This is a genomic window from Thalassomonas sp. M1454, assembly GCF_007097525.1.
GTDB lineage: Bacteria > Pseudomonadota > Gammaproteobacteria > Enterobacterales > Alteromonadaceae > Thalassotalea_A.
Genome location: NZ_VKDD01000003.1, coordinates 130,871 through 144,745, shown reverse-complemented (window position 1 = coordinate 144,745; position 13,875 = coordinate 130,871). Strand labels below are relative to the sequence as shown.

At 37.6% G+C, this 13,875-nt stretch carries 12 protein-coding genes; 6 read left to right on the top strand and 6 right to left on the bottom strand.

The window, feature by feature from the left end; genetic code table 11:
- The first annotated feature begins 87 nt into the window (after positions 1-87).
- The 5 genes from FNN08_RS08960 to FNN08_RS08940 all read left to right on the top strand — a co-directional run bounded on the left by FNN08_RS08960 (position 88) and on the right by FNN08_RS08940 (position 7,972).
- Entirely contained in the window at positions 88-858 is a 771-nt protein-coding gene (locus tag FNN08_RS08960) for a DUF4097 family beta strand repeat-containing protein (RefSeq protein WP_143584925.1), read from the top strand.
- A gap of 236 nt (positions 859-1,094) precedes the next feature.
- Positions 1,095-2,105, top strand: a complete 1,011-nt coding sequence (locus tag FNN08_RS08955; RefSeq protein ID WP_143584923.1) for a lyase — start codon at positions 1,095-1,097, stop codon at positions 2,103-2,105.
- Positions 2,106-2,506: 401 nt separating this feature from the next.
- Positions 2,507-4,318 (top strand): DEAD/DEAH box helicase, encoded by a 1,812-nt coding sequence (locus FNN08_RS08950; protein WP_143584921.1) that lies wholly within the window; start codon positions 2,507-2,509, stop codon positions 4,316-4,318.
- Positions 4,319-4,935: 617 nt separating this feature from the next.
- Positions 4,936-7,395, top strand: a complete 2,460-nt coding sequence (locus tag FNN08_RS08945) for a DUF5916 domain-containing protein (protein ID WP_143584919.1) — start codon at positions 4,936-4,938, stop codon at positions 7,393-7,395.
- 178 nt (positions 7,396-7,573) lie between these two features.
- A complete protein-coding gene (locus FNN08_RS08940) occupies positions 7,574-7,972 on the top strand; it encodes a DUF3718 domain-containing protein (protein ID WP_143584917.1) in 399 nt (132 codons plus the stop codon).
- Between the two features lie 62 nt (positions 7,973-8,034).
- On the opposite strand, the gene FNN08_RS08935 is transcribed toward FNN08_RS08940, so the two are convergent.
- Both FNN08_RS08935 and can read right to left on the bottom strand, forming a co-directional pair.
- Positions 8,035-9,201: a MerR family transcriptional regulator gene (locus FNN08_RS08935; protein ID WP_143584915.1), complete on the bottom strand. Its 1,167-nt coding sequence runs from the start codon at positions 9,199-9,201 to the stop codon at positions 8,035-8,037.
- 206 nt (positions 9,202-9,407) lie between these two features.
- On the bottom strand, positions 9,408-10,010 hold the full coding sequence (gene can / locus FNN08_RS08930; RefSeq protein WP_143584913.1) for a carbonate dehydratase: 603 nt from the start codon (positions 10,008-10,010) through the stop codon (positions 9,408-9,410).
- A gap of 125 nt (positions 10,011-10,135) precedes the next feature.
- Between can and ppiC the strand changes: the two genes are divergently transcribed.
- Positions 10,136-10,414 carry a peptidylprolyl isomerase PpiC gene (ppiC, locus tag FNN08_RS08925; protein ID WP_143584911.1) on the top strand — a complete coding sequence of 93 codons (279 nt, stop codon included), beginning with the start codon at positions 10,136-10,138 and terminating at the stop codon, positions 10,412-10,414.
- 40 nt (positions 10,415-10,454) lie between these two features.
- Here ppiC and FNN08_RS08920 read toward each other — a convergent pair whose 3' ends face one another.
- The 4 genes from FNN08_RS08920 to trpB form a co-directional block, all read right to left on the bottom strand.
- Positions 10,455-11,504 (bottom strand): CNNM domain-containing protein, encoded by a 1,050-nt coding sequence (locus FNN08_RS08920; RefSeq protein ID WP_143584909.1) that lies wholly within the window; start codon positions 11,502-11,504, stop codon positions 10,455-10,457.
- A 75-nt stretch (positions 11,505-11,579) separates the two neighbouring features.
- Positions 11,580-11,738 carry a DUF2897 family protein gene (locus FNN08_RS08915; RefSeq protein WP_143584907.1) on the bottom strand — a complete coding sequence of 53 codons (159 nt, stop codon included), beginning with the start codon at positions 11,736-11,738 and terminating at the stop codon, positions 11,580-11,582.
- A gap of 75 nt (positions 11,739-11,813) precedes the next feature.
- Positions 11,814-12,638 (bottom strand): tryptophan synthase subunit alpha, encoded by an 825-nt coding sequence (gene trpA, locus FNN08_RS08910; RefSeq protein ID WP_143584905.1) that lies wholly within the window; start codon positions 12,636-12,638, stop codon positions 11,814-11,816.
- Entirely contained in the window at positions 12,638-13,849 is a 1,212-nt protein-coding gene (trpB, locus tag FNN08_RS08905; protein ID WP_143584904.1) for a tryptophan synthase subunit beta, read from the bottom strand. The genes trpA and trpB overlap by 1 nt, the downstream gene beginning before the upstream one ends.
- Positions 13,850-13,875 lie beyond the last annotated feature (26 nt).

The following is a 13,875-nucleotide window of genomic DNA, read 5'->3' as shown; positions in this document are numbered from 1 at the left end:
AAACAATACGTTATAAAGTTGGCGTGTATCTTGTAGGTTAGTAGTTAAATTATTAGAATTTACCAATTTTATCAGGGATATCGAAAAATGAAATTAATCAAATCAATTGCCTTACTAACTGCTGCTATTACTTTAAGCGGCTGTGTTTTTCATGTGGGTTCAAGTAATGCGCGTTCTGCAGACATCCATTTACAAGAATCATTAACAATAACTAGTGAGCAATTAAATATGCTAGAAGTTGAATCTGGTTCAGGTGAGCTAGTAATCACTGGCTCGGATAATGTTACTGAAATTACCGTTAAAGCGGACATCTATACTGACAACGATAAAAATTATGATTTAAGTCTTAAAAAAGTTGGCTCTCGTGCAGTATTAGTGGCAAAAAATAATTCTACTAGTGGTTTTTGGAATGGAAATTCTCCAAGCATTGACCTGCACGTTACAGTACCTAAATCATTAGCATTAGATATTGATGATGGCTCAGGTCCTATTGAAGTAAAAAACATCAATAATAAAGTAACCATTGACGATGGCTCAGGTAGTTTGTTGGTTAAGAACATCCAAGGCGATGTAACCATAGAAGACGGCTCAGGAGAGTTACAAGTAAGTAATGTTAGTGGCAATGTAGATATTGATGATGGTTCAGGTGAGATGTCTATCGCTGATATTAGTGGCTCAGTGAAAGTCGTTGATGGCTCTGGTGATATGAACATTCATCATATTGGTGGCAGCGTCACTATAGATGATGGCTCTGGTGATATTGATTTATCTGATGCTGGTGGATTAACTATCACAGAAAGTGGCTCTGGCGGTTTAAAAGTAAAAGATGTTAAAGGTGAATTTAATATCGATAGTTAAACTAAGTTTTATATTGTTATTTCACTTGGTATTAGTTAATTAGAGGCCTGATCTGTCAATCACTCTCTGATTTCTGTAATAGCCCTAAACGTATATTTGTATGTTTAGGGCTTTTGCCTTTTTAGCATTTACCTAAAGAGTTAAAAGTGAACGAGCTAAATTCTAATACTATATTTTGAGTAGTGGTCATCTATTGTCTATATTTTATATAAGCGTTGTGATGATAGGTATAAAAATTGAAAAAGCTGCTACTGATATTATTTATTTTATTTATCTGTTTATTTATCTGTTTGTTTAGCTCAAACCTATTAGCTGAGCAAAAAATTGCTACTATTGAAATAAAAGAGTGGCAAGTGCCTTGGCCTAACACTCGTCCTAGAGATCCTGCAATAGATTCTAGCGGAATAGTTTGGTTTTGTGGGCAATCAGGAAATTATATTGCCAATCTAGACCCTAATACAGGAAAATTCAAACGTTTCGAGTTAAGTGATAATACTCATCCCCATAATCTAATTATCGATAGCAAAGATAGAATCTGGTATGCCGGCAATCGAAATAGCCATATAGGTTTATTAGATCCTAAAACTGGTACTATTGAAAAAATAGCTATGCCTGTTGATACGCCCATCGATCCGCATACTTTGGTATTTAACTCCCAACAAGATATTTGGTTTACTGCACAATGGGGTAATAAGATTGGTTTTTTAGATACCGAAACTAAACAAGTTAAGTTGATTGATGTTGGCGTAGAAAGGGCTAGGCCATACGGCATTAAAGTTGATTATGATGATGTACCTTGGGTAGTACTGTTTGGCACTAATAAAATAGCTAAAGTAAATGTAGCAAGTTTGAGTCTTGAAATTATTGATCTATTAGATGTTCAGGAGCGACCAAGGAGGTTAGAGATAAGTCAGAATAATGGCATTTTTTATTTAGACCATAAGCTAGGCTATTTAGGAAAGTTTAATCCTGATACTAAAATATTGGAACGTTGGCTCATGCCTGAAATTGATAAAGCGAAACTTTACGGCTCAGCTATAGATGATAACGATAGAGTTTGGCTTGCACTTACTGGCGTTAAGCCAAATAAACTCAGAGTATTTGATAGTAATAGTAAAGGCTTTATTACCTCACAAGATATACCAAGTGGTGGTGGGTCAATTCGTTATATGTATTATCACCAAGCAAGTGATGCAATATGGTTTGGCAGTGATGCAAATACAATTGGACGAGCTATATTGAAATAGCAAGCGCCGTGATTGTGATATGTGAAATTTATGTAACGTTAGCTAAGTTTATGAACCGAAAAGCAAAAACCGTGCCCATTTACGTAATGTTGGTTAATTATTACACTATGTTACTTGCATTATTTTTACAAAAGGGTATCATGCGCCAACTTTCAAGTTCCGAGACAGAATTCTCGAGAGCGATTGAATCGTAACAAGTTACAATTAAACTTGCTACATGAGTGGGGTTACTTCCGCCAACTGACTTGCCCAGCTAATTTCCAGATTAGCTTTAGATCAAATAGAGTTTTGATCGTGCCATGAGTCTCCCGGTGGTTAACTCGAAATTTTTCGCAGTTTTATACCATCGACAGACAAAATTTCTGTTTTTGTATTTTTCTGCCTATTGAGAAAACAAATAAATGACTGAATTAAACAATACCGTTCCTGGTTTTGACGCATTAGGCTTGCCTGATTTTATCTTTAACACCCTAACAAAAATGGGTTTTGAGAAGCCTACACCAATCCAAGCACAAACTATCCCACCTTTATTAGAAGGTAAGCATGTTTTAGGTGAAGCGCAAACTGGTACTGGTAAAACGGCTGCTTTTGGTTTACCTGCATTAGCTAAACTAGATATGAGCATTCGTAAGCCACAAATGATGGTGTTAGCACCAACTCGTGAATTAGCAATGCAAGTAGCTGAAGCGATAGAGTCTTTCGGTAAAGACATGAAAGGCTTACGTGTAGCAACCCTTTACGGTGGTCAATCTTACGGTCCTCAGCTATCTCAATTAGAGCGCGGTGCTCAAGTTGTTGTTGGTACTCCGGGTCGTTTAATGGACCATTTACGTCGCAAAACGTTAAAGCTTGATAGCTTAACATTCTGTGCTCTTGATGAAGCTGACGAAATGTTAAACATGGGCTTCTTAGAAGATATTGAATGGATTCTTGAGCACTTACCTAACGAAGCGCAAATGGCGTTATTCTCAGCAACTATGCCACCAGCTATTCGTAAAGTTGCTAACCGTTTCTTAGTTGACCCAGTACATATTAAAGTAGCTGCAGTAACAAAAGCGAAAGCAAACATTACTCAGTTAGCGTGGAAAGTTACTGGTATTAACAAAAATACTGCGATTGAGCGTATAGTTGAAACATTTGACTATGAAGCGATGATTATTTTCGTACGAACTCGTAACGATACCATCACTATCTCAGAGCAAATTGAACGCTTAGGTTACCCATGTGCAGCTTTAAATGGTGATTTAAACCAAGCCCAACGTGAACGTACGGTTGAGCAACTTAAAAATGGTAAAGTTTCTATTGTAGTAGCAACTGATGTTGTAGCTCGTGGTTTAGATATTCCTCGTATAGACTTAGTATTAAACTACGATATTCCTGGCGATCATGAATCATATGTACACCGTATTGGTCGTACTGGTCGTGCTGGTCGTGAAGGTACTGCGATTACGTTTATCCGTCCTCGTGAAATGTACAATATCCGTCATTACGAGCGTTTAACTGCTGGTACCATTAAGACATTTGAATTACCAACAGTAAGTGAGCTTGGTGCTATTCGTATCGAGCGTTGTCGTAAGTCGTTAGTTGAAACTGCGCAAAACAAAGATTTAACAACAATGCGTGCCGCATTAGAAAAAATGGCTGCTGATTCAGAAGTATCTATTGAAGATTTAGCTGCTGCTTTATTGTTTGAAAAACAAATTAAGCAACCGTTTGAGCCAAAAGAAGATCCAAAACCTCGTCGTGAGCGTTCTGAGCGTGATAGTCGTGGTCGTGATTCTCGAGATTCTCGTGATTCTCGAGATACTCGTGGCAGAGGCCGTGATGACAGAGGCAACCGTGGTGAACGTCCACAACGTGAACGTAAACAGTCTTCAGGCGCTCGTTCAGACATCGATTGGCAAGCATACCGCATTGAGGTAGGTAAAGAGCATGGCGCACGTCCTGGTGATATCGTTGGCGCAATCGCGAATGAAATTTCATTAGACAGTGCTTACATTGGTCAAATAAACCTACAAGATAACCATACTATTGTACAGTTACCTAAAGGCATGCCAAAAGACGCGTTTGAAAAATTACGTAATGTACGTGTTCGTCGTCAACAATTAGATATTTCAGTATCTGATGCAAAAGTTGAAACACAGACTCGTCGTCCTCGTAACGACCGTCCTCGCAATGACCGTCGTAACGACCGTCCTGCACGTCATAACTAATAACTAGTTATTTACCAATAAAAAGAGAAGCTTTGCTTCTCTTTTTTTTTGCCCCACAGGATGTGGGGTATGCCGAAACACCATGGAGGGTGTAGTTTCGGTAGCTTACATGATGGCGTTAAATTTGTAACTAGATGGTCGTAATCCGATACCGCCGAGAGCGAAGTATCGGTTGCCCCACAGGACGTGGGGTATGCCGAAACACCATGGACCACTCATTCGCATCCCTGCGACCGTGGCATTAGTACTTCCGTGTACGTCATGGTGTAGTTTCGGTAGCTTACATGGACCATTCCTTCGCATCCATGCGATCATGGCATTAGTACATCCTTGTACGTCATGGCGTTAAATTTGTAACTAGATGGTCGTAATCCGATACCGCCGGGACAGAATTTTTAACATCCCTGTAAATTCTGCATTCATTACGTCCTGTAAATTAGCGAAGTATCGGTTGCCTACAGGATGTAGGTATGACATTACATCCTCGGTAATTGCTCCTGCATTAACCTTTTATTGAATTATCATTTAATGACATAAAACACTTAAAAAACATTACACTTACATTGTAAAGAAGCTATGCTTAAAGCATATATTCAATTAAAAATTGACGTTAAGTAATGTTTTATAATAAAAAAAACACTTTATCCGTATTTATTTTTCTGTTTTTATCTTTATTTCAAACACATGTATTTGCCTTCGCACAAGATCTTGAAGAGTCTCCCGATGAAGATTTAGAAGCTGTTGATAAAGCAGCAAGTGAATTTTCTATGGATATGATCAAAGCGCTTGAACTGCGAGTACTAGAGTCTCCTCCAACGATTGATGGTAACTTAACTGATAAGTTTTGGGCATCATCGAGTATTCTTAGCATTGATTTAGAAATGTACCCTGAACGCTTTGCCAAAGCGAAAGTTGCAACCGATGCTTTAATTGGTGTAACTCAAACCCACGTATACTTTGCATTTAATGCCTATGACAATGATTTATCTAAATTAAGAACTGCGGTTCGAGATGAAGACGGCGTTAAAGATGATGATTACGTTTCTGTTGTTATCGACCCCACTGGTAATTTACGCCGTAAATACGAATTTAGAGTTAACCCAAGTGGTAGTAAATCCGATGTATTACAAAACACGGTTAGTGACCGTTATATCTATGATTGGGATACTTCGTGGGAAGCTGCAGCACAAATAACCGAAAAGGGATGGTTGGTTGAAATGGCTATTCCTATTGACTCACTCAAGCAACCTTCAGTTGATGGCGATGAAAAAAATCAATGGGCAGTTATTTTAAAGCGCAGTTACCCAAGACAAATAGATAGGACTATGGGGGGAATTTATTTAATTACACCGCCAAATCCTGCAGCTAAAGAGCGGATTGTTACTACTAATGAACAAGGGCAGGTTGAAGAAGATGTTACCCAAAACTTAGAGTTGCACCCGTATGCTATATGGCATCCTGCTGAAAAGAGAAAATATAAAGCCAGTTTTGAGCAAGATGAAGAAATTGAAGAAACCGAAGCAGGTATGGATCTGAGTTTAACCATAGATTCGGCAACTAAGATCTCTGCAACAATCAATCCCAACTTTACTGAAGTTGAAGCCGATATTGCCCGAGATAGTATCAACAACCCATTCAATGTTTTTCAACCTGAAAAACGTCGCTTCTTCCAAGAAGATATGGACTTATATTCCACTCTAATGCCATTAGTTTACACACGAAATATTATTAACCCCGACTTAGGCGTTAGTGTATCTCATGAAACAAAAGAATCAGCGTCAGGCTCTTTTTGGGCAAGAGATACTGATACTGAAGTTATTATGCCGGATAATTTAGGCTCTGAGAAAGTAGAGATCACCGGGCTTGAAAATGAATCAATGGCCGCTCGCTATGTAACCGCAGGTGGGGGAAGTGCTTATGGCGTTTTAGGCACAGTAAGAACAGCGGATGATTATAAAAATGGTGTTATTGCTTTTGATAGCTTAGTTAATTTGGGCATCGATGATAAGTTGCGTTACCAAGTTATGTTTTCTCAAACTGAATATCCTATTAATTTTGCCCAAGATTTATGTGACGGAGATGACTGTTTAGATATCACTGAAAATGATAATTGTGAATTAGGGTATTGTGATACGAATACATCAGTACTGAGAGCACCAACGGATGAAACATTAGAAGATTACGCGATTCAGGTAAAATATAAACATACCGGGCCAAAATCTTTATTCTGGGCTAATTATTTTGATGTGGGCAAAGACTTTAGAGCAGATTTGGGTTTTGTTAAACGAACCGATTATAAATTATATAATATTGCTTACGGTCGTAATTGGTACTTTGAAACACTTAGTGGAGACGGTGGTAAATCGCGAGGCAGGGTTTACCTTGTTGCCACTCAAGTCGAATCGCAAAAAGGTGAAAAGATAGAAACAGGCTATGATTTATGGGCTGAATTTAGAGGCTCATACCAAACGGTATTTAGACCAGGCTTTCGTATTAAAGAACGAGCGGTTAATCGAATACAGCAAAATACTTTGGATTTAAAAGCTAATGCACCTAAATTTGATGAGCAGTATTTTCAGTGGTATCTAGAAACATCTCCATTTCCTGCTTGGACGTTTAATTTAGATGGTAAATACGGCGAAATTGCTGATGCAGAAAATATTGTCCTTGGTGATATGCAGGAGTTAAAGCCTAGGATCCGCTATCAAATTGGCGATTTTAATTTTAGTGTGCAACATACTTATCGTAATTTTGATTATGAAGACTCCATGCTTTATAAGGAGAATTTCAGTACATATACAGTGAACTGGCGTCCTGATGATAAGCGGGTTTTAAGATTTTTAGTCAAGTACGATGATACTGATAGAGATATCAATAGATGGCGCGGTGATGAGCTATCATTTGAACGTGAAGTGGAAGCAGAGTTAACTTATTCACTGGAATATAGTAAAAATTTAACCTTATTATCCGGCCTTAAATATACCCGTGAAAAAGATAATGAAATCGGTGATGACTTTACTAGTAAACGTGAAATTTATTTACGCATGAATTATAGAATGGGCTTTATTGGTAAGTAATTTAAACATCTTTACTTAGATAACCTTTTATAAGAAATAATAAGAAACAACTAACTTTTTAGATAAAATTTATAGTAAAGCATCATAAATCTTTAATGAAATAATGATTTTTTATTCATGGCACCTCCAGATATAAAGGCTAGAGTTAACTCACTAGGCTTTCAATCTAGGAGGATTTATGAAATTTAATTATCTAATGCCTTTAACACTTCTGGTTACCGCAACTTCTTGGCAAACAATGGCAGATCAAAACATAAAGTATGTTTTTAAAGCAACGGATAACTCCAATGCAACTCAGTTATGTGTGGCCTCAGCAAATAATGATTTAGTTAAAGTAAAAAAATTGGTAATTCGAGATAAGTTTGGTGTGAGAGATATAACCAGAAACTTAACTTGCAATGGTGAGAATGTGACTGGTTTTTCGGCAAAATATAATGCACAAGTGACTGCTGAATACTTAAACCGACACGCTCCTAAACAATATAAAATGGATCTCGATAATGTGACAATTACAGATTTAGCTTATACTCCTGCTTTACCTCAAACAGTTAAAGTTATTTATGTTTCAAGTAAATAATAAATAAGTATGCCAGATACTGACCGAGTATCTGGCATAATTATCTATAGAATTTTAATAATTTACTTTTTAAGTATAAACATCTGATAGCCAAATTCTCCAAGAAATTGGTTATAAATATCTAACTCGTGGTGAATATCTTGTAATGCTTGTGAGCCTTGCATTTCGTGCTGTAGCTCTTCAACACGATTTTTCAGAGGCAGGCAATAGTTTTCCCAAGCTTGCTCACTTAATGTGAAACTCTCTACTATTTCATAACCAGCGTCTTGCATTTGCTTGATACGAGTATTTACATGAACAATGTCTGGATAGTTTTTATTCCAAAATTCAACAGCAGCATCACTTGGGTTTGGCGTTAACCAAACTAAGTCACTTATCATCAAAATACCATCGTCACTCAGTAGCGCTTTCCATTGGGTAAGAGCTTTTGATACCCCCATTATATAAGCACTTGCTTCCGACCAGATAAGGTCAAAACTCTTATCTGCAAAAGGTAACTCTGTCATGCTGGCGCAAACAGGAGTTACACGCGATGATAAATCACCACTTGCAATCTTGTCATTAATATAAGCTATTGCTGACTCTTCATTGTCTACAGTGGTGATATTGGCCGTTGTATTTTGGGCTAATACATTTGTCGCTATACCTTTACCACAACCAATTTCTAAAATGTTTTTAGGTAATTGTGGTAAAGATGATAATGCTTTTTTAGTTTCTGATTGACTACCAGGTCCCCAACGTTCAAGTGTTGAAAATACCTTCATAAAGTCAGCCATATATTCGTCGTGTTTGTTCATATCTTTTGTTAACCATTTTAATCGCAACGCTTCTTTTTCATCAAAACCTTGCTTAAATAACCAATGTAAATGTGCATCTGGGGCAATTTTATCTACAGTTTCATGCCACACCTTAAGGTCGCCATCACCTAGCAAGGCATTAAGAAGCTTACGTGCTTCTTGTTTGTGTTTAATTTCATCATCAAGTATGCGCAGTCGTTTATTCAGAGTGACTCGATCAATTTTCTCTTCAACACAGGCTTTACACTCTTTAAGGCTTAGCCCACCAGCTTGTAGTTGTTGAATTAAGCGAATACGTTGTAGGTCTTTATCGCTGTATACACGATAACCATTGTCTAATCTTTTACCTTTGATCAGCTGTTGCTTCTCGTAATAGAGTATAGCTGTTCGTGACAAACCAACTTTAGAAGCTAACTCAGATATTCGATACATATTCTGCTCACAGTCTTAATGATAATAATTAATGGACTTGGTATTACTTTAAACTATAAAGCTATAGACAGGTCAATAGTTTGATAATAAAAATAGTTGAGTAGGAAAGAAATGGTTAATTTATGATGAAGGTTTTAAAAAGACGTAATAGAGGAATAAAAAAGGGACCATAAAGATCCCTAGCATTTTATTAAGATTATAAATAATTAGGCTTGTGGGCCTTTAATACTTACACCAAGATCTTTTAAAATGCCGTCTTTTAAGTTGTAGACAAAACCATGAATACTTAACTCTTGACCTGATTGCCAAGCATTAATAAGTGTTGTTGTGTTGGCAACGTTAGCTACTTGTTCCACTACGTTCAATTCACATAAACGATCGGTTAATTCATCACCAGATAGCTTAGCTAATTCATCTTTATGGAATCTATGCACATCGCTAATGTGGCGTAACCAGTTGTCAATCAGACCATGTTGGTTGTCATCAAGTGATGCCGCAACCCCGCCACAGCCATAGTGACCACAGACGATAATGTGCTTAACTTTTAGCATTTCAACAGCGTATTGAATTACTGATAAACAGTTTAAGTCAGTGTGTATTACTTGGTTAGCTATGTTACGGTGTACGAAAATTTCACCTGGCATCATACCGAGCAATTCATTTGCTGGTACGCGGGAATCAGAACAACCAATCCATAAATATTCCGGAGATTGTTGTTGTGATAATTTATCAAAAAAATCAGGCTGTTCTTTAGTTATTTTGTCAGCCCAGGCTTTATTGTGTTCGAATAATTGTGATAATACAGGCATAAATATTGATTTCTTGTTAAAATTTTAGCTATTGTCTGAAAAAGCAGTGATCTTGTAAAGAGGTTTTAGTTTATAATCTATAACTAGAAAGTTTTATCGTTAACTCTACCAAATAGGTTTTTAAAATGGCTAGCTCAGCACACGCATTACACATTCTTGTTAAACACTTAGATAAAGCCGAAGATATTCTAAAGCAGTTAAAAAAAGGCGCTAAGTTTCAAACGTTAGCTAAGAAATATTCAACCTGCCCATCAGGCAAAAAAGGTGGCGATTTAGGTGAGTTTAGACAAGGTCAAATGGTTCCAGCCTTTGATAAGTTTGTGTTCAAAGGCGAAATACTAACCCCGACAATAGTAAAAACTAAGTTTGGTTATCACATAATTAAAACTCTATATCGAACTTAGTATCACAACCTAGCATTACAACCAAGTAGTGGCACTAACACTATTTGGTTTTATCGCTATTTGAAGTCTTTCTTAACCTGTCTCTGTATTTGGCTTTCGCTAATTTTTGCATATCGGCAACTTTGTCACTCTCATCAACAATTTCTTGGCCTAAAAATGTTTCTATCGCATCTTCTAAGGTAACAATACCTGCTGTTTGGCCAAACTCATCAGTAACTAAAAATATGTGTTCACTGCGTTTAATGAACAAATCGAGTAAGTTTAATACAGGGAAGCTTTCTGAGATCCTAAACAAAGGGTTGGCTATATCTTTTAAACAAGAGTCGCCGTTACCTTGGCGTTCATGTTGATAAAGGTTATTTTTATTAATTATGCCGGTGATATTGTCGATACTGTCTTTGTAAACGGGTATGCGAGTAAAGTTTTCGGTTTCTTGTGCATTTAGGGCATCAACTATTTTCATGTTTTCATCAAAAGCATGTACAACACTTCTTGGTGTGAGTATGTCTTTTGTATCGGCATCTCTCATCTTTAAAATATTTTCAACTAGCTGGTTTTCTTGGCTAACGATAGCGCCATCTTTATAGCTCAACGAAGCAACAGCTAACACTTCTTCTCTTGATGTTTCACTGCTATGTTTTGACGAAAACAACTTGGTTAAATGGGTTGATAACCATACTAAAGGGAAGACTACTTTTACTAAGGTTCTTATAACGTAGGCACTTGGAATAGCAAGACTGCGCCAAAATGTAGCACCGATGGTTTTAGGAATAATTTCAGATAAATATAAGATTGCTAGAGTTAGCAAAAAGGCAATTAAGGTTTCCCATTTTTCACCAAAAACTCTAATAGCTTGTGCGCCAACACCAGCTGCACCCATGGTATGAGCAAAAGTATTTAAGATCAGAATACTAGCAATAGATTGGTCTAAATTAGATTTTACTTGGGTGAGGACCTTACCACCGCTATTGCCACTTTTGTTTACTTGGGCAATATAACTTGGGGTTATTGATAATAGCACTGCCTCTAAGATTGAACATAAAAAAGATACGCCTATGGCAATGCATAGATAAACAATTAATAACGTCATGTAATTGAAGTTTTCCTTTGGTGTAAAGCACTGTATCAATAACTACAGTGTAATCAATATATAATAAAAGTGGTATTACTCTTCTTCTTGCTCGAGCTCTTTATTACGTTGTTTTATTTTTTGAAGCTGTTCGGGTGTCAGGTTAAATTTGCGCGCGCTTTTATAAAGCATATAAATACCACTGACAATGAACAGTAGAATAAAGATAATTAATAACCAACTTGTTAAAGACATTTAGCCCTCGATAACTCTTGTAATAAAAAAGGAATGCTTAGCATTCCTTTTAGTCTATAGATAACAGTGTAGCGTTTATGTAGCTGCTTTCATAGCTCGAACAAAATCACCTAATTCAATCAGCATTTGCTGGTTATTATCAAGATTATTCTCGATAATTTTAACCACGGCACTACCGCTAATAGCGCCTTTAGCTCCATTGGCTATAGCTTCTTTTACGTGCTCAGGCGTTGAAATACCAAAACCTAATACCGGTGCCGGTGCGTTATATTGATTTAATGTATCAATAAGATCTTTACCTGGCATATTAGCAACAACTTCAGTTCCTGTAACACCCGCACGGCTTAATACATAAGTATAGCCTTGCCCTAATGTAGCAACTTTTTCTAAGGTTACATTTGAAGCATTTGGCGGTGCAATAAAGATAGGCGCAATGTTGTTTGCAATTGCTGCATTTCTGAATTTTTCACCTTCACGAATTGGCACATCGGCAATAAGTACTGAATCTACGCCAGCATCGCTCATGTCGCGATAAAATACGTCTATGCCACGGGCGAATACCAAGTTAGCGTAAAGCAATAAACCAATAGGAATATCGGCATTATAGTCGCGCACTTTTTTTATTATCTCGATACATACATCGGTATTGATGTTGGCAGCTAACGCACGCTGTGCTGCATATTGAATGGTTAGGCCATCCGCACTTGGATCTGAAAAAGGAATGCCAAGCTCTAATGCATCTGCGCCATTGTCAATTAAGGTTTTAATTATTTCAAATGATTGCTCTGCATTAGGATCGCCAATAGTTACAAAAGGAATAAAAGCCCCTTGTTGCTTTGCTTTTAAGTTATTAAAACTTTGCTCATAGCGGTTGGCACTAGCCGATTTTAACTGTGTCATTATTTGTTCTCCCGGTAGTTTTCACCATTTAAAATACTATGAACATGGGTTAAATCTTTGTCGCCACGACCCGATAGGTTCACTAAAATTACCGTTTCTTCGGTAGCCGCATCTGCCATTTTAAGCGCCTGTGCTAGTGCATGAGATGACTCCAATGCAGGAATGATACCTTCAGAGCGAGATAGCGCTTGAAACGCTGCTATAGCCTCATCATCGTTAATCGCAACATAAGTTGCGCGACCGCTTTCTTTTAATAATGAATGTTGTGGGCCAACACCAGGGTAATCAAGACCCGCTGAAACAGAGTACGACTCTTCTATTTGGCCGTACTTATCTTGCATTATGTAAGTGTAAGCGCCATGTAACATGCCTTTTGTGCCGGCAACTAATGTTGCACCATGGCGGTCTGTGTTAATACCTTTACCACCAGCTTCAACGCCAATAAGCTTAACATCCGTTTCTTCGATAAAGTCATGGAACATACCGATGGCATTTGAGCCTCCACCAACACAGGCAATAACGTAATCAGGTAAGCTACCTTGCTCTGCTAAAATTTGCTGTTTAGCTTCAATACCGATCATTTTTTGAAATTCACGTACTATGGTAGGGAACGGGTGTGGACCTGCAGCTGTACCTAGTAAATAATGCGCATTTTCATAGTTTGCAGACCAATCACGCAATGCTTCATTTACCGCATCTTTTAATGTACCCGAGCCGGCAGTTACTGGAATTACTTCGGCGCCCATTAATTCCATACGAAATACGTTAGGTTGTTGACGTTCACAGTCCACTTGACCCATATAAACTTTACATTTTAAACCTAATAATGCACAGGCTAGGGCAGTGGCAACACCATGTTGTCCAGCGCCTGTTTCGGCAATGATTTCTGTTTTGCCCATACGTTTTGCTAGTAAAGCTTGGCCAAGTACTTGGTTAGTTTTATGAGCGCCGCCGTGCAGTAAGTCTTCACGCTTTAAATAAATTTTAGCTAATGGATTTTTAACTAAATTACGACATAGAGTTAGCGGCGTTGGACGACCAGCATAAGACTGTAATAATTTATCGAATTCAGCTTGAAACTCTGCGTCATTTTGCGAGTCAATAAAGGCCGCTTCGAGTTGTTCTAGTGCCGGAACTAATAGTTCGCTTACGTACATACCACCGAAGTCGCCAAAATATGGACTGATATTTTTTGAGGTATCTTGAGTCATTTATCTACCTTTGCTCAGAGAGCTTA